Here is a 22784-nt window from a genome sequence, read left to right on the forward strand (position 1 = left end):
TGCCTCTTGATGATACTGACCGGTCACATACTATCTGAGACGAACCGGTCGGTAACATCCGGCCCCGGAGATAAGCGATGTCCCCCAATCACCGCAAGGCCCTGGCCGAGACGAAGGAGCTCAATCCTTGGTTCGGCTGGCTGGCCCGCACCCTGCCCGCCCCGGCAACCCTGGCGTTGCTGGCAGGCACCTCGCTGCCGATGCAGGCTGCCGCCCAGGGCGCGCCGCCGGCACCCAGCGTGACCGTCGCCACCCCGCTCACCCGCCAGATCACCGAATGGGATGAGCACACCGCCCGGATCGAGCCCTCGGCCCGGGTCGAGATCCGCCCGCGGGTTTCGGGCCAGGTGGCCGAGGTGCATTTCCGCGACGGCGCGCTGGTCCGCGCCGGCGACCTGCTCTTCACCATCGACCAGCGCCCCTTCCGGATCGCCGTGGAGAGCGCCCGGGCGGAGCTGGCCCGCGCCGAGGCGCGGCTGACCCTCGCCGAGCAGCAGGTGCAGCGCTACACGCCCCTGGTGCAGCAGCGCTTCGCGCCGGAATCCGAGATGGACACCCGGCGCAGCACCTTGCGCGAGGCGCAGGCCGGCATCGCCGCCGCCCGCGCCGCCCTGCACCAGGCCGAGCTGGAGCTGGAATGGACCGAGATCCGCGCCCCGCGTCCCGGCCGGGTCAGCGACCGCCGGGTGGATGCCGGCAACCTGGTGCAGCAGGGCACCACCCTGATGACCATGCTGCTGGCGCTCGACCCCGTCTATGTCACCTTCGATGCGAGTGAGGCGCAGTATCTCCGCTTCGCCCGCGCAACGCGGGGCGGCATGCGCGAGGCCACGGCGACCGTGCAGCTCCGCCTGCTGGACGAGACCGAATTCGGCCATGAGGGGCGGCTCGACTTCGTCGACAGCGCCTTCGATGGGCGCAGCGGCACCATCCGCGGCCGCGCCACCCTGCCCAACCCGGATCTGTTCCTGACGCCCGGCAGCTTCGCCCGGCTTCGTCTGCAGGCCGGTGAGGCGCCGGCGCTGATGGTGCCCGACGCCGCCGTCATGGCCGACCAGTCGGGGCGGATGCTGCTCACCGTGGCGCCGGACGGCACCGTGGCGCCGCGCACGGTGCGGCTCGGCCCGCTGGTCGATGGTCTCCGCGTGGTGCGGAGCGGCCTGGCGCCGGAGGACCGCGTGGTCATCGGCGGCCTGCACCGCGCCCGGCCGGGTACCAAGGTCGCCATCGAGCAGGGCCGGATCGGCCCGAGCCCGCTGGCCGCCGCCCAGTAATCGCAGCTGAAAGGCCCCGCGCCGTGCGCCTCGCCCGATTCTTCATCGACCGTCCGGTCTTCGCCGCGGTGGTCTCGATCGCCATCACCCTGGTCGGCGCGCTCGCCGCCCTCCGCCTCCCCATCGCCGAATATCCGGAGATCGCGCCGCCCACCGTGCAGGTGACGGCGCTCTATCCCGGCGCCTCCGCCGAGACCATCGCCGGCACCGTCGCCGGGCCGATCGAGCAGGAGGTGAACGGGGTGGACGGCATGCTCTACCTCTCCTCCCAGTCGACCGGCGATGGCCGCGTCACCATCAGCGTCGTCTTCCGCCAGGGCGTCGATGTCGACCAGGCGCAGGTGCTGGTGCAGAACCGCGTCGCCATCGCCGAGCCGCGGTTGCCGGAGGAGGTGCGCCGCCTCGGCATCACGGTGAAGAAGGCCTCGCCCGACCTGCTGATGGTCGTGCACCTCATCTCGCCGGATGGCAGCCGCAGCCCCGACTACGTCTCCAACTACGCGACGCTCGCCATCAAGGACCGGCTGACCCGGCTGGACGGCGTGGGCGATGCGCAGGTCTTCGGCGCGCGGGACTATGCGATGCGCGTCTGGCTCGACCCGGACCGCACCGCGGCGCGCGGCCTCTCGCCGGGCGACGTGGTGCAGGCCTTGCAGCGCGCCAATGCGCAGGTCGCGGCGGGCGCCATCGGCCAGGCGCCGCGCGCGGCGGAGGCGGGCGCCTTCGAGGTGAGCGTGCAGGCGCAGGGGCGGCTCGCCTCGCCCGAGCAGTTCGACGAGCAGGTGGTGGCGACGGGGGCGGGCGGTGCGCCGGTGCGGCTGCGCGATCTCGCCCGCACCGAGATCGGCGCGGCTGACTACACCATCAACGCGCTGCTGAACAATCAGGTGGCGACCGCCATCGTCATCTTCCAACGGCCGGGCAGCAATGCCTTGCAGACGGCCGCCGCCGTGCGGGCAACCATGGAGGAGGCGGCGCCCGGCTTCCCCTCCGGCATCGGCTACAGCGTGGTGTATGACCCGACGCGCTTCATCGCCCAGAGCATGGAGGCCGTGCTGCACACCTTCGCCGAAGCCGTTGCGCTGGTGGTGCTGGTGGTGGTCCTCTTCCTGCAGAACTGGCGGGCGGCGGTGATCCCGCTGCTGGCCATCCCGGTCTCGATCATCGGCACCTTCGGCGTGCTGCTGGCGCTCGGCTTCACGCTGAACTCGCTGACCATGTTCGGCCTGATCCTCGCCATCGGCATCGTCGTCGATGACGCCATCGTGGTGGTCGAGAATGCGGAGCGGCACATGGCGGCCGGCCTCTCGCCGCTCGAGGCGGCGCGGCGGACCATGGACGAGGTGGGCTTCGCCCTCATCGCCATCGCCCTGGTGCTGGTCGCGGTCTTCCTGCCGACCGCCTTCATCACCGGCATCGCCGGCGCCTTCTACAAGCAGTTCGCGGCCACCATCTCCGTCGCCACGCTGCTCTCGGCGCTGGTCTCGCTGACCCTGTCGCCGGCGCTCGCGGCGCTGCTGCTGAAGCCGCACGGCCATGCGCCGCGCTCGCGCTGGCTGCTGCCGGTCGGGCTGTTCTTCCGCGGCTTCAACTGGCTCTTCGACCGGCTCTCGCTGGGCTATGGCGGGCTGACCCGGCGGCTGGTGCGGCTGCCCGTGCTGCTGCTGCTGGTCTATGCCGGGCTGCTGGGGCTGACCGGACAGACCGTGCTGTCCACGCCGACCGGTCTGATCCCGCCGCTCGACCGCGGCTACTTCATCGCCGCCTTCCAGCTGCCGCCGGGCGCCAGCCTCAGCCGGACGGATGCGGTGGTGCGGCGTGCCTCCGATGCGATCCTGGCGACCCCCGGCGTCGAGAGCGCCGTCGCCTTCGTCGGCTTCGACGGCGCGACCTTCACCAACGCCCCGAATACCGGCGTGGTCTTCGCCAGCCTCAAGCCCTTCGAGGAGCGCACGCATCTCGGCCTCACCGGCAACGGCATCCTGGCCGACCTCCAGCGCCGGCTGATGGGCGACCCGGATGCGCAGGTGCTCGTCATCCCGCCCCCGCCCGTGCCCGGCATCGGCACCGGCGGCGGCTTCAAGCTGATGATCCAGGACCGTGCCGGCCGCGGCCCGCAGGCGCTGGAGGCGGCGACGCAGCAGGTGATGGCGGCAGCGAACGGAACGCCCGGCATCGCCTTCGCCTTCAGCCTCTTCAACACGGCGACGCCGCAGATCCGCGCCGATATCGACCGGACGCGGGCGGAGATGCTCGGCGTGCCGATCTCCCGCGTGCATGAGGCGATGGCGATCTATATGGGCTCCGCCTTCGTCAACGACTTCAACCTGCTCGGCCGCACCTGGCGCGTCACCGCCCAGGCCGACATGCAGCACCGCATGGCGGTGGAGGACATCGCCCGGCTGCGTACCCGGGCGGATGACGGGTCGATGGTGCCGCTCGGCAGCCTCGCCACCTTCCACGAGACCTCCGGCCCCTATCGCGTGCCGCGGTACAACCTCTACCCGGCGGCCGAATTGCAGGGCGCGGCGATGCCCGGCATTTCCACCGGCCAGGCCATCGCCGCCATGGAGGAGGTGCTGCGCACCACGCTGCCGGAGGGCTTCGGCTATGAATGGACGGAGCTGGCGCTGCAGGAGCGCATCGCCGGCAACACCGCGCCCATCGCCTTCGGCTTCGCGGTAGTCTTCGTCTTCCTCGTGCTGGCCGCCATGTACGAGAGCTGGCTGCTGCCGCTGGCGGTGGTGCTGATCGCGCCGATGTCGGTCCTGGCGGCGCTGCTCGGCGTGCGCCATGCCGGCCTCGACAACAACGTGCTGGTCCAGGTCGGGCTGGTGGTGCTGGTCGGGCTGGCGGCGAAGAACGCGATCCTCATCGTGGAGTTCGCCCGCTCCGCCGAGGATGAGGGGATGACCCGGTGGGAGGCTGCGGTGGCCGCGGCGCGGACCCGGCTGCGGCCGATCCTGATGACCAGCCTCGCCTTCATCCTCGGCGTGCTGCCGCTGACGGTGGCGACCGGGGCAGGGGCGGAGATGCGCCAGAGCCTCGGCGTCGCGGTGTTCTACGGCATGCTGGGCGTGACGCTGTTCGGCCTCGTCTTCACGCCGGTCTTCTATGTGGTGGCGCGGGCCCTGGCGCGCCGCCGCACGCGGCAGGCGCCTGAGGCCCCGCTGCCGGTGGTGACGCCCTCGGGCAGCCACTGAACATGGGCCGTGGGGGGAGGCGGGGGCGTGCCGCTTCCGCCCGCGGCCCAGGGGCGTGCCTGGCGGGCGGTCTCTGCGAAGGCCCCTGACGGCGCGGCTGTTGCCAAGCGCGGCAGAACCGGCTGCACCTGGCCCCAGGGAACAGCCTGCCGGGAGCTGCCGCCATTCCGATGATCCTCGCCGCCAATGCGAATGCCCAAGGGTCCCATGTCGGCGAATGGCGCCACCGGGATGCCTGGGACCGTCCGGCCAGCAACCTCGAGAATGCGGTGCGCCTCGCCCGCATCGCCGAGGCCGGCAAATTCGACCTGCTCTTCCTCGCCGATGGCAATGGCGTGCGGAACCTCGACAAGCCCGACCTCTTCGCCGCCACCAGCCCCTCCGACCGGCCGGCGGTCTTCGAGCCGGTCACCTTGCTCTCCGCCCTGGCGATGGTGACGCGGCATATCGGCCTCGTCGCAACCACCACGACGACCTATGACGAGCCCTATGCCGTGGCGCGGCGCTTCGCCTCGCTCGACCATATCAGCGGCGGGCGGGCGGGGTGGAACCTCGTCACCACCTCGAACCCGGGCGATGCGCTGAATTTCAGCAAGGAGGCGCATGCACCGCGCGAGGACCGCTATGCCCGCGCCGGCGAGTTCGCCGACATCGTCAAGGGCCTGTGGGATTCCTGGGCGGACGATGCCTTCCCCCAGGACAAGGCGAGCGGGCGCTTCCTCGACCCGGCGCGGGTCCAGGCGCTGAACCACAAGGGCGACCATTTCTCGGTCGCCGGACCGCTGAACGCGCCGCGGCCGGTGCAGGGCCACCCGGTGATCTTCTCGGCGGGGCAATCGGAGATGGGGAAGGAGCTCTCGGCCCGCACCGCCGACTGCGTCTTCGCCATCGAGGGCACGATCGAGCGCGCCCGGGCCCTCTATGCCGATCTCAAGGGCCGCCTGCCGCGCTATGGCCGCGGGCCGGAGAGCCTCAAGATCCTCAGCGGCGTCACCATCTTCGCCGGCGAGACGGAGGCCGAGGCCGATGCCCTCTTCCAGGAGCTGGAGGATCTTGTCTCCCCCGCCGTCGGCCTCGATTACCTCTCGAAGATGATCGGCCATCGCATGGCCGACTACCCGCTCGACGGGCCGATGCCGGCGCTGGAGGAGGAACATGTCGGCCCGACCGGCATCGGCAAGGCGATCCTCGGCGTGGCACGCGCCGAGGGGCTGACGGTGCGCCAGACCTACAAGCGCATCCTGCCGCAGATGGCGGGCAACCTCTTCAAGGGCAGCGCGATGCAGGTAGCCGACCGGATGGAGGAGTGGTACCGCAGCCAGGCCTGCGACGGCTTCATGATCGCCGCCCCGGTGGTGCCGACGGGGCTGGAGCGTTTCATCCGCCTGGTGGTGCCGGAGTTGCAGCGGCGTGGCCTGTTCCGGACGGATTACGAAGGCCGGACGCTCAGGGACAATCTCGGCCTGCCGCGCCCGGCCAACCGCTTCTTCCCAGAACCCGCGAGGCCCGCCTGATGCCGCACCGCCGCGCCCTCCTCGCCGCCCTGGCCCTGCCCTCCATCGCCCGTGCGGAGAACTGGCCGGCACGGCCGCTCCGCGTCGTCGTGCCCTTCGCGCCTGGCGGCGCCACCGACCTCATCGCCCGGCTGATCGCAGAGCGGCTGGCCACCCCGCTCGGCCAGCAGGTGGCGGTGGAGAACCGGGCGGGAGCCTTCGGCATCCTCGGCGCCGATGCGGTGGCGAAGGCCCCGGCCGATGGCTACACGCTGCTCGCCGGCAGCCCGGGGCCGATGGCGGTCAACCCCTATGTCTACAAGACGCTGCCCTATGACCCGGAGCGCGACCTCTGCGGCGTCTCCATGGTGGCGACGATCCCCTATGTGATGGTCGTCCCCGCCTCGCTCGGCGTCTCGAGCGTGCAGGAATTCCTGGCACTGGCCCGCGCCCGGCCCGGCTCGATCAACTTCGCCACCTCCGGCATGGCCTCGCGCCTGACCGTCGAGATGTTCCGTGCCCTGGCGGGCGGCGTGCCGATGGAGATGGTGCAGTACCGGGGCGGCGCCCCGGCCCGGACCGACCTGCTGGCGGGGCGGATCCAGCTGGTGATCGAGCAGGCGCCCTCCTTCCTCGAGGACTTCCGTGCCGGCACGCTGCGGCCGCTGGCCGTGGGCGGCGCACGCCGCTTCGCCCTGCTGCCCGAGGTGCCGACCCTGCAGGAGGCCGGCATCCCCGGCTACGAGGCGGCGGCCTGGCTCGGCTATGCCGCCCCGGCCGGTACGCCGATCGCCATTCGCCGGCGGCTGGCGGAGGAGATCGACCGCATCCTGCTGCTGCCGGAGGTGCGCGACAGGCTGGCCAGTTGGGGCGCGGAGCCGGTCGGCGGGCCGCCCGAGGCCATGGACCGCGTGTTGGCCGCGGAGCGCGCCCGGTGGCGCGATGTCGTTCGGCTGGCCGGAATCGAACGGGAATAGGCTGCCACCCGCATCGATCCTTGACCTGGGGCGCCTCAACCTGAACGATGCCGGGCGACCGGGCCTGCTGCAGGCTTGAAACCCGCCGCACCAGCCCGATTCTGGAGCCGAACCGCCTCGCCGAACTAGTCGCCTGACTCAGGGCCCTTGCGTCCGGGGGAGGAACCAGACCGATGGAGGATCCGAAAGCCGGCTGGGTCCGGGCGGGAGGAGCCGCAGCCTGGGCTTCGCAGGATGTCTGTGCCTGGTCCTTCGGCCCGCATCCGCAGGCCGGGGCGATCGCCACCCGTCTCCACCCCGGCTTTTCCCTGGCCGCACTGCCACGCCAGCGCCGCCGGGCACCGCCCGGAGCCGCCGAGCAGATGCGGTCCCTGCTGGCCCGCACCGTGACCAGCAAGGTCGTGCCACGCCTGCAACACAGCCTCGCCGACGACCAGCCGGAGGTCGAGCCTGGGCCGGAGGATGTCGCCGCACTGGTCGCCCTGGCCATGACCAGCGACCTGCCGACGACGATGACCTTCATCCAGGCGATCCGTGCCCGGGGCGTGGCCCTGGAGGATCTCTACCTCCAGCTCCTGGCGCCTGCGGCACGGCGCATCGGGGAGCTGTGGGAAGAGGACCTGTGCACCTTCGTCGATGTCACCGAGGCGCTTGGGCGGCTGCAGCGTCTGCTGCAGGAGTTGAGCCCGGCCTATATCCCCCCGGCCGGCCAGTATGATCCGCGCCGCCGCGCTGCCCTGGTCGCGGCGCCGGGCGAGCAGCACAGCTTCGGCCTGGCCCTGGTGACCGAGTTCTTCCTCCAGGCGGGGTGGGAGGTATGGGCCCAGCCGGTCGCCGATGAGGCGGAGTTGCTGGCGCAGCTTCAGGGGCATTGGTTCGCGGTTCTCGGCCTGTCGGTTGCCAGGAACGAGGCGGTGACGGCGCTGCCTGGCCTGATCGCCGCGGCACGGAGGGCGTCGCGGAACCCGGCCATGGCGGTGATGGTCGGCGGGCGCGTCTTCCTCGACAATCCGGCGCTGGCCCAGGAGATCGGTGCCGATGCCACGGCGTCGGATGGGCGGCAGGCGGCCCTGCAGGCCGAAACCCTGCTTGCATTGCAGTCCCGCCCCAGGCCGGAGTAAGCCTGCGATGCGGCACCACCCCGATCGGCGCAGCCAAGGAAATCCGTACCGGTGAGACTGTTCAGGGCCCCTGACGCATCGCTGGGCCGGCTCGACGCGGCCGAGGCAGCCTCCCTCTTCGCGCAGGCCTCCGACATCGCCCTCGTCATCGACACCCATGGGGTGATCCGTGACCTGGCGATCGCCAGCGAGGACCTGTCACGGGACCTGGGTGCCGGCGCGGACTGGCACGGCCGCCCCTGGCTCGACACCGTGACGGCCGACAGCCGCCCGAAGGTGGAGGCGCTGGTGCAGGGCATCGCGCAGCGGCAGTCGCCGCGCTGGCGGCATGTCAACCAGGTCGCCTCGCCCGACGGCACCGTTCCCATCCTGTATTCGGCCATGCGGATCGGCGAGGCCGACCGCGCCATGGTCTTCGGCCGCGACCTGCGCCCCATGTCGCAGTTGCAGCAGCGTCTGCTCGAGGCCCAGCACTCGGCGGAGCGGGAGTATGGCCGCCTGCGCCAGGCCGAGACCCGCTACCGGCTGCTGTTCCAGCTCTCGCCCGAGCCGGTGCTGATCGCGGATGCGCCGAGCGGACGGGTGCTCGAGATGAACCCGGCGGCACAGCAGCTGCTCGGCCGGGCGGCGAAGCACCTGCCGGGGCGGCCCGTGACCGAGTTGTTCGACCGCCATGGCCAGCAGGCCGTGCGGGCGCTGCTGGTGGTCGCCAGCGGCGGCTCGGGCGCCGAGGAGGCCACCGCGGTGCTGGCTGAAGGGGCGCGCCCGGTACGCATCGCCGCCTCCCTGCTGAGGGAAGGCGGCGGCGCGGCCTTCCTGCTGCGCCTCTCGCCGGTGCAGGCGCCGGACCGGCCTGCCATGCCCCCGGCCGCGGCGACGCTGCTGACGGTGGTGCAGCGCGCGCCCGATGCCTTCGTGGTGACCGACGACCGGGGCCGGATCCTCACCGCAAACGAGGCATTCCTCGAACTGGCGCAGCTGGCCACGGAGGAGGATGCCACGGGAGAACTGCTCGACCGCTGGCTTGGCGGCCTCGGGGCCGAGATGGAGGTGCTGGTCACCGCCCTGCGGGAGCGGGGCTCGGTTCGACTCTTCGCCGCGGCGCTGCGTGGCGAGCAGGGGGCGAGCACTGAGGTCGAGGTCTCGGCCGTCTCCGTCCTCGACAGCGGAAAGCGCCCAAGCTTCGGCTTCGCCATCCGCAACCTCGGCGCCCGTGCCAGGCCCGAGGAGGCCGGTCGGGAGCCGCTGCGTTCGGTCGATGAGATCAAGGAGCTGATCGGCCGGGTGCCGCTGAAGCAGCTGGTCCAGGAAGCGGCCACCATCATCGAGCGGCTTTGCATCGAAGCCGCCCTCCGGCTCACCGGGGACAACCGCGCCCGGGCCGCCGAGATGCTGGGCCTGTCCCGCCAGAGCCTCTACGACAAGCTGCACCGCTACGGCCTCGGCAACCTCGACGCGAAGGGCGGCGAGGGAGGATAGGCCCCTGCGCCGTCTCCGCCTCAGCGCGGCAGCAGGTTGGTCTTCGCGAGGTCGATCACCTCATCCCCGCGCCCGCTCATCACGGCCCGGAGCAGCCACAGGCTGAAGCCCTTCACCTGTTCCAGCCCGATGGTCGGCGGCATGGACAGCTCCTGCGTCGCCGTCACCACGTCGAGCAGGGCCGGACCGTCATGGCGCAGCACCTCCTCGACCGCGCCGGGCAGGTCGCCCGGATCCTCGACCCGGATCGCATGGATGCCCATGGCGCGGGCCATGGCCGCGAAATCCGGGTTCTGCAGATCCGTCCCCGTCTCGACGAAGCCCGAGGCCTTCATCTCGAGAGCCACGAAGCCGAGCGTGCCGTTGTTGTAGATCACCACCTTCACCGGCAGCTTCTGCTGCGTGAGCGTGATCAGGTCGCCCATCAACATGGTGAAGCCGCCATCGCCGGAGAGGGAGATCACCTGCCGATCGGGCTGCGCCGCCTGGATGCCGATCGCCTGCGGCATGGCGTTCGCCATGGAGCCATGCACCAGCGAGCCGACCAGGCGCCGGCGGCCGGTCATGGCGAGGTAGCGCGCGGCCCAGATGGTCGGGGTCCCGACATCGAAGGTGAAGGCCGCATCCTCCGCCGCCGCCTCGCTGATCAGCCGGGTGAGGTATTGCGGATGGATGGGCTTCCGCCCCGGCGTGCCCTGCGCCAGCTCATCGAGGCCCTTCCGCACCCGACGATAGCGCGCCAGGCTCTCATCCAGGTGCCGCCGGTCCGACTTGATGCGGAGCCTGGGCAGCAGCGCCGCCAGGGTCGCGCCGACATCGCCGACCAGCCCGAGCTCGAGCCTTGCCCGCCGGCCGAGCTGCTCCGGCCTGATATCGACCTGCGCGATGCGGACATCCTTCGGCAGGAACTGCTTGTAGGGGAAGTCGGTACCCAGCATCAGCAGCACGTCGCAGGCATGCATCGCCTCATAGCCCGAGGAGAAGCCGATGAAGCCGGTCATCCCGACGTCATAGGGGTTGTCGTACTCGACATGCTCCTTGCCGCCGAGCGCATGGACGATCGGGCTCTTGAGCGCCTCCGCCACCTCCATGAGCGGCGCATGGGCGCCGGCGCAGCCGCGGCCGCAGAACAGGGTCACCCGGTCGAAGCCATTGAGCAGCCTGGCCAGCGCATCGATCTCGGCGGCCGCCGGCTGCACCACGGGGGAGGGCGGGAGAAGCCCGGCCACGGGCGAGACACCGCGCTTCGGCGCGGCCAGCAGCGCCACGTCGCCCGGGATCACGACGACCGCAACGCCGCGCAGCCCGACCGCCGCCCGGATCGCATTCTCCAGGATGAAGGGCATCTGCCGCGGGTCCGACACGGTCTCGCAATAGACGCTGCATTCCTGGAACAGGCTCTGCGGATGCGTCTCCTGGAAATAGCCGCTGCCGATCTCGGCCGAGGGGATGTGCGCGGCGATGGCCAGCACCGGCGTGCGGCTGCGCTGCGCATCATACAGCCCATTGATGAGATGCAGGTTGCCCGGCCCGCAGGAGCCCGCGCAGGCCGCGAGCCGGCCCGTCACCTGCGCCTCGCCGGAGGCGGCGAAGGCGGCGGCCTCCTCGTGGCGCATATGGACCCAGTCGATGCGGCCACGCTGGCGCAGCGCATCGGTGATCCCGTTGAGGCTGTCACCGACAACCCCATAGATCCGCTCGACGCCGGCGGCCTCCAGCGTCTCGACAAACAGCTCGGCGACGGTGCTGGTGGACATGGGTTTCCTTTCAGTGCGGTTTCGGCCCGGCGGCGGGCGCCGTCGACACGGGCACCGCCCTGGGAACGAAGGCGGCGAGCAGCCAGCACATCGCGGCAGCGATGGCCGTGGCGCTGAACCCATCGATATAGGCAAGCACCGAGGCCTGACGGCTCACGGCATTGCCCAGGAGCCTGAGCGCCTGCGCCGCCGCCTCGCCCTCGTCGGCGATGCGCGAACCGACGACCCGGCCATAGGCCAGCAGGCGGTCCACGGTATTGTCCGCCTGTGCTTCGACATGCAGGCCGGGCAGGTTGGAATGGACCTGCTCGCGCATCCGCACGAAGGTGCCGGGTCTGGGTCTGCCCGGCACCGCGCCGGCATCGTGCCGCGCGGTCGTATGGCGATCGGTCTGCGTGATGCCATGACATGCCTGCGCTTCGCTGCATTGCACGGCGAGGCCAAGGCCGTGTGGCCTTGCGCAGCTTGCATGCCCGTCCTGTTGTTTGGATGGATCGAAGGAGGCGTCGCCTTCCTCAGCCGTTTCCATGCCGGCACGGATGCGGATTGCGCATTGGATGCGGCGAAACGAACTGCCCAGTGCAGCCGACTGATGCTAAGGATGCAGGCATGCTCGAAACGCTCGTCATCCTGCTCGGTGCGACGGCCATCGCCGTGCACATCTCCCGCCGGCTGGGCTTCGGCAGTATCCTTGGCTATCTGGTCGCCGGCGTCGCCATAGGGCCTGACGGGTTCAGGCTGATCTCCGATGTCGAGCAGATCGCCCATGTCTCGGAGCTGGGCGTGGTGATGCTGCTGTTCCTCATCGGGCTCGAGCTGCGGCCGCAGCGGCTCTGGGCATTGCGCAAGCCGGTCTTCGGCCTGGGCTTCGGGCAGATGCTGCCGACCGCCGCGGCCATTACCGTTCTGGCACATTTGGGCGGGCTGCACTGGACCGGTGCCGCCGTGCTCGGCGCGGGCCTTGCGCTGTCCTCCACCGCCATCGTGCTGCCGATGCTGGGCGAGCGGGGGTTGCTATCCTCATCCGCCGGGCGCGACAGCTTCGCCGTGCTGTTGTTTCAGGATATCGCCTTCATTCCGCTCGTCGCATTGGTGCCGATCCTGGCCGATGGCGAGATCCCGCGCAGCATGCCCTGGCTCGAGGTGTTGCGCGGCCTCGGCGTCATTGCGGCCATCCTGGTCGGCGGCTGGCTGCTCGTGCCGCGCATCTTCCGCGCCGTCGGTGGTGCGCAGACGCCGGAGCTCTTCACCGCCATTTCGCTGCTTGTCGTCGCCGGGGCGGCGGCGCTGGCGGGCTGGGGCGGGCTCTCGATGTCGCTTGGCGCCTTCACCGCCGGCGTGCTGCTGTCGGATTCCGAATACCGGCATGAGCTCCAGGCGGATATCGAGCCGTTCCAGGGCTTGCTGCTGGGGTTCTTCTTCACGTCGGTCGGGATGGGCGTCGATCTCGACCTGGCGCTCGATCATCCGCTGCACGTCGCCCTCGCGGTCCTGGCCCTCGTTACAGTGAAGGTGATCGTGAACTTCCTGCTCGGCCTCAGCCGGCGCCGCGACACGCAGACCGCGTTACGCTTCGCCCTGGCCCTGCCGCAGGGCAGCGAATTCGGCTTCGTCCTGTTCGGCGCGGCGGTGGCGAATGGGGCGCTGCTGCAATCCCATGCCGACTTCGCCACCTTGACGATCGCCCTGTCGATGATCCTGTCGCCCGTGCTCTTCGCGGCGTCGGAGCGCCTCCTCATCCCCCGGCTCCTGCCACCGCAGCAGGAGACGGCCTATGACGTGATCGAGGAGGAGGAGGCACCGGTCATCATCTGCGGCTTCGGCCGTATCGGCCAGATCGTCAGCCGGGTGCTGCACATGCAGCGCATCCCCTTCGTCGCCCTCGACAAGAGCTCCGAGCAGATCGAGGTGGTGCGGCGCTTCGGGGGCAAGGTCTATTTCGGCAATCCGGTCCGCGAGGATGTGCTGCGCGCGGCCGGGGCGGAGCAGGCGAAGCTGCTGGTGATCGCACTGGACGATACGGAGGAAGCCCTGGCCCTGGCCGAGATGGCGGGGCGGCATTTCCCGCATCTCGTCATCCTGGCCCGGGCACGCAACCGGCGGCATGCGCATCTCCTGATGGACCGCAACGTCACGCGGATCGTGCGGGAGACGTTCTTCTCCAGTCTCAAGCTGTCGGAGATGGCGATGGAGGCGCTGGGTATCCCGCCCGATGAGATCGAGCGTGCGATCCGCGTCTTCCGCGAGCATGACGAACGCCAGCTCCGCATGAGCCATGCGATCTACATGGATGAGGACCGGCTGATCCAGAGCACCCGCGAGGCGGCACAGGAATTGGCGGAGCTCCTCGAAGCCGATCGCAAGCCGGCGACGGCGCGGACGGTGGAGCAGTCGACGCCAGCCTGACGCCGGAAGGCGCCAGCCCAGGGCGGCGTCAGGCCGGCTCCTGCACCGCGAGCGGCAGATGGACGAGGATCAGGGCGCCGGCACCGGCTGGTTGCCCGATGCCGATGCGCCCCTCATGTGCAAGCACGGTCGAGCGCCCAACCGACAGGCCGAGCCCCATGCCATCCTGGCGCGTGGTGAAGAAGGCATCGAAGGCACGCTGCTCGCACTCCGCCGCGAAGCCGGGGCCGGTATCCCTCACCGCAATCTCGGCCTCGCCGCCGATGACCCTCGAGGTGATGACGATCCGCCGCTGTCCCGGCGGCGTGGCCTGCATCGCCTGCAACGCATTCGTCGCCAGATTGATGAGGAGCTGCTGCAGCAGCACGCGGTCGCCGCGGAGCATCACGCCCGGCGCCAGGTTCAGCTGCAGCGCCGTCCCGCTCTCCAGGATGTCGCGGCGGATCAGGTGCATCGCATCCCGGATCAGCGCGGCGAGGTCGATCAGCATATGCTCGGGCTCGGCCTTGGCCAGCAGCCGCCGGACGCGCCGCACGACTTCCCCGCCATGATGCGCGGCCGTCAGCACGTCCTCGATGGCGGTGCGGGCCTCCTGCATCTCCGGCGGGTCACGGGAGAGCCAGCGCCGCGCCGCATCCGCATAGGCCCGGATCGCCGAGAGGGGCTGGTTCACTTCATGGGCGATGGCGGCTGAGAGCTCCCCCATGGTGGCCACCCGCGTCGTGCGGTCGAGTTCCGCCCGCATGCGCTCGAGCGCCGTCTCCATCCGCTTGCGCTCGGTGACATCGAGGACGCTGCCCTGGATGCGGTCGAGCCCCTTGCCGCCCGGCGGGAAGTTCAGCGCGACGATGATGTCCACCTCCCCGCCCTGAGCCGAACGCAGCGTGGCCTCCGAGACGAAGGCCGGGTGCCCCTCGTCGATCGCTATCAGGCAACGGGCGAAGCTCTGGTCCGTCTCCGGCAGGAAGTCCGATAGATGCGAGAAGAACATCTCCTTGCTGGGAACGCCCAGCATCCGCAGCGCCGTGGCGTTCACATTGGTGACCCGCACCATCCGCCGCGTCTCGGCGACGAAATCCGGGTGCTCCGCCAGGTAGCGGTGCATATCCGTGACGCCATCGGCCCGCAGCGCCTCGAGCGCCTGCCTGACCGGGCGGAAGTCGTGTTCCCAGATGCCGACGGGAAGTGTCTCGAAGATGGTGCGGTACCGCTCCTCGCTCGCCGCCAAGGCCGCCGCGGCAGCCTCGCGCGCGGTGACATCGGTATTGGTTTCAAGGATGGCGGCGGGCCGTCCCTTGCGGTCCCGCTGCAACTGCCAGCGGCTGGAGACCACCACCGTCTCGCCGGTCCGCCGCTGCTGCTCCAGCAGCCCCTCCCAGCAGCCGTCGCGCAGCAGGGCCTCCCGGACTGCCTCCATCGGCGCCGGGAAGCGGCTGCCGAGCAACGCATGGTGGTCCCGGCCGAGGATCTGCGCACCGGGCCAGCCATAGAGCGCCTCGGCCCCCCGGTTCCAGAACAACACCTGGTTCGCCATGTCGCGCAGGACGATCGCATCTGCGGTCACGTCCAGCAGGCGGGCCTGGGCCCGGTGGATCTGCCGGGCGGCCAGGTTGCGGAGGGTCAGCACGGCGGTGACGCTGACCGCGGCCAGGCTGAACAGGAAGCGCAGCAGTGCCGAGGGTTCCAGCTGCAGGCCGTGGTTGAGCGAGTAGCTCACGACGGTGAGTGCCACGCAGGCGGCCGCCACGGCCATCACGCCCCGTCGCGGCAGGCCATCGCCTGCCACCATGAGCACCAGCGCGTAGAGAACGGCGACGGCGCTGGCGAGCTCGGTGAAGGTGTCGATCACGAAGATCAGCGCTGACAGCAGGAGGATCACCGCAACGCGCGGGCGCATCCAGGCATGGAGGCCACCATCCTCGCCCGCGGGCAACAGCTCGATGAGCCTCCGATTCATTCCCTATCCTTGGTCAGGCCCGGGACGCCATCGCCGGTTTAGGTTGCGCCCGGCTCCGGGCCTAGACATACGATCGTATAGCCCGCCCTCAGCCCCGTATCGCACCCATGGTCAGGACGTGCCGTACCACTCGGGGCCCAGATGGACGCAGCGCGCCTCCTGCCTGCAATCGCGCCGGCCAGGCCCTGGCGAAGGCCAGGAGGCCGGTGCCGGGTTGCTCGCGCGGCGAGTGGCGAGGCCGAGGAGGCGATCGGCGCCATGCATCCTCCCCTGATCCATCCTGCTGCCTCCCTGACGCCGTGCAGATAAGGCGGCTGGCTGCCATGCCTCTTGTCGGGCGCGGCCGGAATTGACCGATCCGGACATCGTCACCCGGCCGCGTTCCGGGTGGGCATTTGCGGAACGAGGCTGGGGTCCGCTATCCATCATCCGGCCGTCATGGGCCGCCGCAGCCATGGGAAGGGCGATGGACGAGGAGCAGCCGCTGGTTCTGGTTGTGGATGACGATGCCAAGGTGCGCCGCGCCGTGGACGGGCTGCTGCGCTCGGTCGGCCATGCCACGGCGCTCTACGACAGCGCGCAGGAACTGCTCGACACACCCTTGCCGGCGCGGGTCGGCTGCATCGTCATGGATGTGCGCATCCCCCGCATGAGCGGCCTGGAATTCCAGGCGCGCCTCGCCGAGCGTGGCGAGCATCCGCCCATCATCTTCATCACCGGCTATGGCGACATCCCGATGAGCGTGCGGGCGATGAAGGCCGGTGCGGTGGATTTCCTGGTCAAGCCATTCCGTGACCAGGACATGCTGGATGCCGTGGATTCAGCGTTGGCGAAGAACAGCGAGCGGCGCCGTGCCCAGGACTCCGTCGCCGCGGCCAAGGCGCTCCATGCCACGCTGACGCCACGCGAGCAGCAGGTGATGGCACTGGTCACCCAGGGCCTCATGAACAAGCAGGTGGCCGGCAAGCTTGGCCTGAGCGAGATCACGGTGAAGCTGCACCGCGCCAGCCTGATGCGGAAGCTGGAGGTGCGCACCCTCGCCGACCTCGTGCGCCTGGCGCAGGTGATGGGCGTCGGTCCGTCCTGAAGGTTCCGGCCCGGGCCCCCCATCTTGAGTATAGGTGCCTGGCCCTGCGCGCCGTCTTAAAAGGGATGCCGTTCGCCCCATTCGGGACGTCACCCCCCAGGGGTCAGGGAATTGAAGCTTCCGCTCATCGCCATTGTCGAGGATGACCAGTTCGTCCGCACGGCAACCGCGAGCCTCATCCGCTCGATCGGGCTCGGGACCGAAAGCTTCGCCTCCGCGGAGGCATTCCTGCAGGAGGATCTTTCGCGCTTCGCCTGCGTGATCTCGGACGTTCAGATGCCCGGCCTCTCGGGGCTCGACCTGCTGCGCATCGCCGGGGAGCGCTGTGCCGGCCTGCCCGTCATCCTGATGACCGCCTTCCCGGACCCACGGATCGAGCGGCGCGCCATGGCCGGCGGCGCCCGCTATTTCCTCGAGAAGCCCTGCGACCCCGAAACCGTCGTGAGCAGCCTCGAGGCGGTGATCCGGAGCCGCGGCGCAGGATGAGTGCCCTGGGCCCCGGCCTCGCCTCGTCGCTGGGGCCGCCCTTGGGGCCGGGCCCCTGCGCGCCGCGGGATGCGTACTGGCTCTCCGGCCTCCAGCTGGAGGATCTCGGCTCCGACGGCCAGGTCCAGCTCCTGCGGGCGCGCTGCCCGGCAAGCCTGGATACCTGGCTGGTCAACCGCATGCTGCCCGATGCGCCCCATGCCGAGGCCGGACTCCGCCGCGCCTTCGCGCTGCGCGATGCGCTGGCGCCGGACTGGGCGGTGCAGCCGCTCCACCTGGTCCCCACGCTGGACGGGCCGGTGCTGGTCCTGCGGGACCAGGGCGGCGGCCCTTGCCTGCCCCGGCCCGGCGGGGAGAGGGATCTCGGCAGCTTCCTGCGCCTGGCCGCCGGGGCCGCCCGGGCGCTTCGCTGCGCGCATGAGGGCGGCCTCCTGCATCGCGCCGTGACGCCCGCCAGCCTGGTGCTCGGCGCCGACGGCGTGGTGCGCCTGACCGGCTTCGGCTCGGCATTCCGCGAGGGGCTGGCGGCCAGCGATGACCCGCTTCCCGGCACGCTGCTGCCCTATCTGCCGCCCGAGCGGATGCGGCGGGAGGGCGGGGCCGGAGACGCGCGCAGCGACCTCTACGCCCTCGGCATGACGCTGTATGCGTGGCTGACCGGTCGCCTGCCCTTCGAGGCGGCGGATGCCCTGGGCTGGAGCCACGCCCATGCCGCCCGCCGCGCGCCGCCGCCCAGCCAGTTCCGGCCGGGGACGCCGGGGATGGTGGATACCATCCTGCTGCGGCTGGTCGCGAAGGAGCCCGCCTCGCGCTACCGCAGTGCCCTGCTGCTGGAACGCGACCTCCTGCGCGCCCTCGCCGCCTGGGAGCAGGATGGCCGGATCGCCGAGTTCGAGCCAGGCCTGGAGGCGGAGCATGGCCAGATCTCCGCCACCCAGCGTCTTGCCGGCCGCGAGGCGGAACGGCGTGCGCTGCGGCTGGCATTGGAACGGGTGTCCACCACCGGCAAGCCGGAGATCATCCTGCTCGCCGGCCCCGCCGGCTCCGGCAAATCCGCCCTGTTCCAGGCCATGCGCCAGGACATGGCCAGCCTCGCGGCCCGTGCGGCCGAGGGCAAATTCGACCAGCGGCGCCGGCCGATTCCGCATGCAGCGCTGGCCCAGGCCCTGCGCTCGCTGGTGCTGCGGATCCTGGGCCAGGACGATGCCACCCGCGCCCGCTGGGCCGCCGCTCTGGGCGCCGCCCTCGGGCGGCAAAGCGGGGCCATCCTCACCCTGGTCCCGGAGGCGGAACTGCTGACGGGGGCCGCGCCGGAATTGCCGGCCGGCCTGTCAGCCAGCCTGTTCCGCGACGTCCTGCGCCGCCTGCTGACGACCCTGGCCCCGCCGGGCCAGCCCCTCGTGCTCTTCCTCGACGACCTGCAATGGATGGACGAGGCGACGCCGGAATTCCTCGCGCCTTTCGCCGAGGGCGACTACCCGAACATCCTTCTCGTGGCCGCCTTCCGCACCGGCAATGACGGCGCCGTGCCGTTGCGCCTGCAGGAGGCGCTGCGCGCACCGGCCATACCGGTGCAACGGTTCGACCTCGCGCCGCTGGATGCCGCGCAGGCCCGGCAGATCGTCGCCGATCTCCTGGGCGGCGACCCGGCCGGGCTGGCGGCGCTCTCCGATGCGGTTTGGCGCCGGGCCAATGGCAATCCGCTCTTCATCCGCCAGCTCCTGCAGGGCATGCACGAGGAGGGCGCGCTGCGCTACGACCCGGTCGCCGCGCGCTGGAACTGGGACCCCGACCGCATCGGCGGCGGGGAGCAATCCGCCGGCCTGGTGGAACTCGTCCTGCGCCGACTGGCGCGGCTGCCGGCGCGCAGCCGTGCGGCGCTTCGCACCATGGCGGTCTACGGCACCCAGATTCGCATTGCCCGCCTTGCCGCCCTGCTGGGCGTGACGGAATTGGGGGTCCGCCAGCTCCTTGCCCCGGCGGCGGAGGCGCGGGTGATCGCGCTGGAGCCCGAGGCGGCCGCCTTCGCCCATGGCCGCATGCATGAGGCCGCCTATGCGCTGCTGCCGCCCGGCCGCCGTGCCATGGCGCATGCCCGGGTCGCGCGGGTGCTGATCGCCACCGATCCGGGCGGGCGCAACCCGGATGGCACCGTCCTCGCCGCCGGGCATATCGAGCAGGCCGGCGCCAGCGGCATCCTTGCCACCGACCGTGAGGCTTTCGCCCGCGCCCTCATCGCCGCCGCCGCTGCGGCGCAGGATACCGGGGCGCTCGCCCCGGCGCTGGGCAAGCTCGCCCTGGCCGAGACATTGCTCGGCCTCGCCTCCGGGCCGGAAGCGGCGGCCCTGGCCATGGCGCGGACGCGGCTGGAGGCGGAATGCCTGATCCTCGCCGGCCGCTTTCCGGATGCCGCCGGGGTCATCGCCCGGCTGCTGCGCGAGGCGGGGGCCGATGCCGATCGGATCGCGGCGCTGCAGCTCGGAATCCGGCTGCAGAACCTGCAGTCGGATTTCGCTGGGGCGATCCGCACGGGCCTCGCCGCGCTGGCGCTTCTCGGCACCGAGGTCCCCCGCGATGCCGGCCAGGCCGAGGTGACGGCCGCCTATGCCAGGCTGCGGGACAGCATCGGACCGCGCGGGCCCGCGGCGCTGCCTGATCTCCCGCCCATGACGGACCCCAGGCTCCGCACGGCGATGGATGTCCTTGCCAGCGTCATCGGGCCGGCCAATTTCCTCGACGACCGGCTGATGTTCATCCTGCTCTCCGAGATGGTCCGGCTGACCGTCGAGCATGGCATCGCCCCGGCCTCCTCCCAGGGCGTCGGCTTCTTCGGCGTCGCCCTGGCCCATCAGTTCAGCGAGTATGGCCGCGGCTTCGAATTCGCCCAGACCGGCGTGCGCATCGCGGAAGCCGCGGGCCAGGGCAGCCTCCGCACCGGCGCCCTCGTCGCCCTCGACCAGGTGAGCGTCTGGACGCGGCCCTTCGACTTCGCCCTTGCCTGCGCCCGCGCCGCCCTGGAGGAAAGCCGCGCCGATGGCGACCTTGCCATGGCATGCCATGCCTGCAACCACATCGTCTCCGACCTGCTCGCCATGGGCACGCCGCTGGACCAGGTGGCCGAGGAGATAGAGCGCAGCATCGCCTTCACCCGGAAGGCCCATTTCCGGGATGTCGAGGCCATCCTCGGGGTCCAGCGGGACTTCGTGCGGTCGCTGCGCGATGAGGGCTCCCCCATGGCCGGCACCGCGCCGGAGAGCGCGATGACGCCGCTGGTCTTCTGGCACTGGCTGTTCCGTGGCATGGCGGCCTGGCATGCCGGGGAGCCGGAGGAGGCGGAGGAGAGCCTCGCCCGCGCCGCCGCGCTGTCCTGGTCCACCCCGGCGCATATCCATCTGGTGGACTTCCACCTCTATTCCGGCCTGCTCCGCGCCGAGCGCGGCGATGCCGGCGGGCTCGGCCCGCATCTCGAGGCGATGCGCGGCTGGGCCGGCCTGAACCCGGACAACTTCCGCGACAAGGCGCTGCTGCTGGAAGCCGAGGCGGCCTGGCTGAAGGGCGAGACGCTGCGGGCCTTCCGCCTCTTCGAGGAGGCGATCGGCGCTGCCGCGGCGGCCGACCGGCCACAGATCCGTGCCCTGGCGCATGAGCGGGCGGCCGCCTGCTACCGCGCCGAGAATCTGGAGGGCGCGATGCGGCATCACCTGCGCGCCGCCCAGAGCCAGTACGAGGCCTGGGGCGCCACGGCCAAGGCGGCACGGTTGGCCAATCGGAGGGGCGCCCGCGCCGCCCGCCCGCCCGGCCGCCCGGACATGGCCCGGGCGCATGACGAGCTCGACCTCGCCGCGGCCATGGCAGCGGTGCAGAGCCTCTCCGGCGAGATCGATACCGAGCGCCTGGTCGAGCGCCTCGTCACCCTCGCCATGACCTCGGCCGGGGCGAGCCGCGCCGCCCTTCTCCTGCTCGATTCCGGCCGGCCCATGGTGGAGGCGCTGGGCACCACCGATGAGGGCGGCATCGCCGTCCGCTTCGCCCGCGCCGCGCCCGCGCCGGCCGATATGCCGCTCTCCGTCCTCTACACGGTGATGCAGCGGCGGCAGCCCGTCTCGATCCCTGACCTGTCCGAGCCGCATGAGCACGGGTTCGACGGATATTTCGCCAAGGGCGGCCCGCGTTCCCTGCTCTGCCTGCCCCTCGTCAAGCAGGGCGCGCTGGTCGGCGCGCTGCTTCTCGAGAACGACGTCTCGGCCCATGCCTTCGATGGCTCGCGCCTCGCCCTGCTGGACATCCTCGCCAGCCAGGCTGCCATCTCGCTGGAGAATGCGCGCCTCTACGCGGCCCTGCGCACGAGCGAGGCCTCGCTCGCCCTCGGGCAGCGGATCAGCCGCTCGGGTAGCTTCCGCTGGAACCGCGCCACCGCCGAGCAGCGCTGGTCGGATGAGCTCTATGCCATCTGGCGTGCCGATCGCCGTGAGGGGCCGCTACCGGTCGCCGAGATGCTGCGGCGTGTCCATCCCGAGGACCGCGCCACCTTCGTCGCCATCACCCGCCGGCGCTGGCAGGAAGCGCCGTCCGGCCCGCAGGGCTTCCGCATCCTCGGCCCGGATGGCGAGGTGCGCCATGTGGAGTTGCTGATGGAGGCGGCGGAGCCCGAGGTCTTCGTCGGCGTGCTGACCGATGTGACGGAGCGGCGCGGGACCGAAGCCGCGCTGCGCAACGTCCGCGCCGAATTGGCGCGGACCGCCCAGGTCACCGCGATGGGCGAGCTGGCCGCCTCCATCGCGCATGAGATCAACCAGCCGCTTGCCACCATCCTCGTCCAGGCCGGCGCCGCCACGCGCTGGCTCAGCCGTGCCTCGCCCGATATCGGCGAAGCCCTGGCCGGGCTGCGCGACATCGCCAGCGATGCACAACGCGCCAGCGACATCATCCGCGCGCTCCGTGCCCTGGCGAAGCAGGCCCCGCCCGAGCGGCAGGACGTCACCATCGATGCGCTGGTCCGCAAGGTCGCAGGGCTGGTCAGCGCCGAAGTCGAGGCCCGCGGCGCCACGATCGAGTTGGAAACCGACGCCGCCGACTTCACCGTCGCGGCCGACCCGGTGCAGATGCAGCAGGTCATCCTCAACCTCATCACCAATGCCGTGGATGCGATGGAAGGCATCACCGGGCGTGCGCGCCGCATCATCATCCGCGCCAGCCTCGATGCCGCCGACAACATGGCCGAGGTGCTGGTGACGGATACCGGCCCGGGGATCGACCCGGCGCATCAGGCCCGGCTGTTCGATCCGTTCTTTACCACCAAGGCATCCGGCCTGGGCATGGGCCTCTCGATCTGCCGCTCCATCGTGGAAGCCCATGGCGGGCGGCTCGAATGCCTCTCCACCGGGCCCGAGGGAACGGCATTCCGCCTGCGCCTGCCGATCGAGGCCCGGCACTGAGCAGGGCCGGGAACGGCCAATCGGGCGCCGGGACTACCCTGCAAGGCGGAGGCCGGTGCCGGCCGGATAGGCTTTCCGCCCATGCAGTCGACGTCTGTCCCGCATCGCG

13 protein-coding genes are annotated in these 22784 nt (G+C 71.1%); 10 read left to right on the forward strand and 3 right to left on the reverse strand.

Going from position 1 to position 22784, the window contains the following annotated elements:
- The first annotated feature begins 77 nt into the window (after nucleotides 1-77).
- The 6 genes from BLR02_RS09610 (at nucleotide 78) to ppsR (ending at nucleotide 9547) form a co-directional block, all read left to right on the forward strand.
- Nucleotides 78-1274, forward strand: a complete 1197-nt coding sequence (locus tag BLR02_RS09610) for an efflux RND transporter periplasmic adaptor subunit (RefSeq protein ID WP_245704710.1) — start codon at nucleotides 78-80, stop codon at nucleotides 1272-1274.
- A 23-nt stretch (nucleotides 1275-1297) separates the two neighbouring features.
- On the forward strand, nucleotides 1298-4477 hold the full coding sequence (locus tag BLR02_RS09615; RefSeq protein ID WP_090662653.1) for an efflux RND transporter permease subunit: 3180 nt from the start codon (nucleotides 1298-1300) through the stop codon (nucleotides 4475-4477).
- 170 nt (nucleotides 4478-4647) lie between these two features.
- Nucleotides 4648-5991 (forward strand): LLM class flavin-dependent oxidoreductase, encoded by a 1344-nt coding sequence (locus tag BLR02_RS09620; protein ID WP_090662655.1) that lies wholly within the window; start codon nucleotides 4648-4650, stop codon nucleotides 5989-5991.
- Nucleotides 5991-6947 (forward strand): Bug family tripartite tricarboxylate transporter substrate binding protein, encoded by a 957-nt coding sequence (locus BLR02_RS09625; protein WP_090662657.1) that lies wholly within the window; start codon nucleotides 5991-5993, stop codon nucleotides 6945-6947. The genes BLR02_RS09620 and BLR02_RS09625 overlap by 1 nt, the downstream gene beginning before the upstream one ends.
- Nucleotides 6948-7120: 173 nt before the next feature.
- Complete coding sequence (locus tag BLR02_RS09630) at nucleotides 7121-8068, forward strand: cobalamin B12-binding domain-containing protein (protein WP_090564284.1); 948 nt, start codon at nucleotides 7121-7123, stop codon at nucleotides 8066-8068.
- Between the two features lie 51 nt (nucleotides 8069-8119).
- On the forward strand, nucleotides 8120-9547 hold the full coding sequence (ppsR, locus tag BLR02_RS09635) for a transcriptional regulator PpsR (RefSeq protein ID WP_090662659.1): 1428 nt from the start codon (nucleotides 8120-8122) through the stop codon (nucleotides 9545-9547).
- A gap of 20 nt (nucleotides 9548-9567) precedes the next feature.
- Here the strand turns inward: ppsR and poxB are convergent, their stop codons facing one another.
- Nucleotides 9568-11304 carry a ubiquinone-dependent pyruvate dehydrogenase gene (poxB, locus tag BLR02_RS09640; protein ID WP_090662661.1) on the reverse strand — a complete coding sequence of 579 codons (1737 nt, stop codon included), beginning with the start codon at nucleotides 11302-11304 and terminating at the stop codon, nucleotides 9568-9570.
- Nucleotides 11305-11314: 10 nt separating this feature from the next.
- The gene (locus BLR02_RS09645) at nucleotides 11315-11833 is read right to left on the reverse strand and encodes a hypothetical protein (RefSeq protein ID WP_090662662.1); all 519 of its coding nucleotides are present in this window, start codon (nucleotides 11831-11833) and stop codon (nucleotides 11315-11317) included.
- Between the two features lie 80 nt (nucleotides 11834-11913).
- On the opposite strand from BLR02_RS09645, the gene BLR02_RS09650 reads away from it, so the two are divergent.
- Nucleotides 11914-13710, forward strand: coding sequence for a monovalent cation:proton antiporter-2 (CPA2) family protein (locus tag BLR02_RS09650; protein WP_090662663.1), 1797 nt, complete (start codon nucleotides 11914-11916; stop codon nucleotides 13708-13710).
- 28 nt (nucleotides 13711-13738) lie between these two features.
- Here BLR02_RS09650 and BLR02_RS09655 read toward each other — a convergent pair whose 3' ends face one another.
- Nucleotides 13739-15667 (reverse strand): PAS domain-containing sensor histidine kinase, encoded by a 1929-nt coding sequence (locus tag BLR02_RS09655; RefSeq protein WP_090662665.1) that lies wholly within the window; start codon nucleotides 15665-15667, stop codon nucleotides 13739-13741.
- Nucleotides 15668-16133: 466 nt separating this feature from the next.
- Here BLR02_RS09655 and BLR02_RS09660 point away from each other — a divergent pair, with 466 nt between their 5' ends.
- The 3 genes from BLR02_RS09660 to BLR02_RS09670 all read left to right on the forward strand — a co-directional run bounded on the left by BLR02_RS09660 (nucleotide 16134) and on the right by BLR02_RS09670 (nucleotide 22675).
- The gene (locus BLR02_RS09660; RefSeq protein WP_090564273.1) at nucleotides 16134-16754 is read left to right on the forward strand and encodes a response regulator transcription factor; all 621 of its coding nucleotides are present in this window, start codon (nucleotides 16134-16136) and stop codon (nucleotides 16752-16754) included.
- A 111-nt stretch (nucleotides 16755-16865) separates the two neighbouring features.
- Entirely contained in the window at nucleotides 16866-17240 is a 375-nt protein-coding gene (locus BLR02_RS09665) for a response regulator transcription factor (protein ID WP_090564271.1), read from the forward strand.
- Nucleotides 17237-22675 carry a trifunctional serine/threonine-protein kinase/ATP-binding protein/sensor histidine kinase gene (locus BLR02_RS09670; RefSeq protein WP_090662667.1) on the forward strand — a complete coding sequence of 1813 codons (5439 nt, stop codon included), beginning with the start codon at nucleotides 17237-17239 and terminating at the stop codon, nucleotides 22673-22675. Before BLR02_RS09665 ends, BLR02_RS09670 begins: the two co-directional genes overlap by 4 nt.
- Nucleotides 22676-22784 lie beyond the last annotated feature (109 nt).

Source organism: Belnapia rosea, from assembly GCF_900101615.1.
In the GTDB taxonomy this organism is placed as follows: Bacteria; Pseudomonadota; Alphaproteobacteria; order Acetobacterales; family Acetobacteraceae; genus Belnapia; species Belnapia rosea.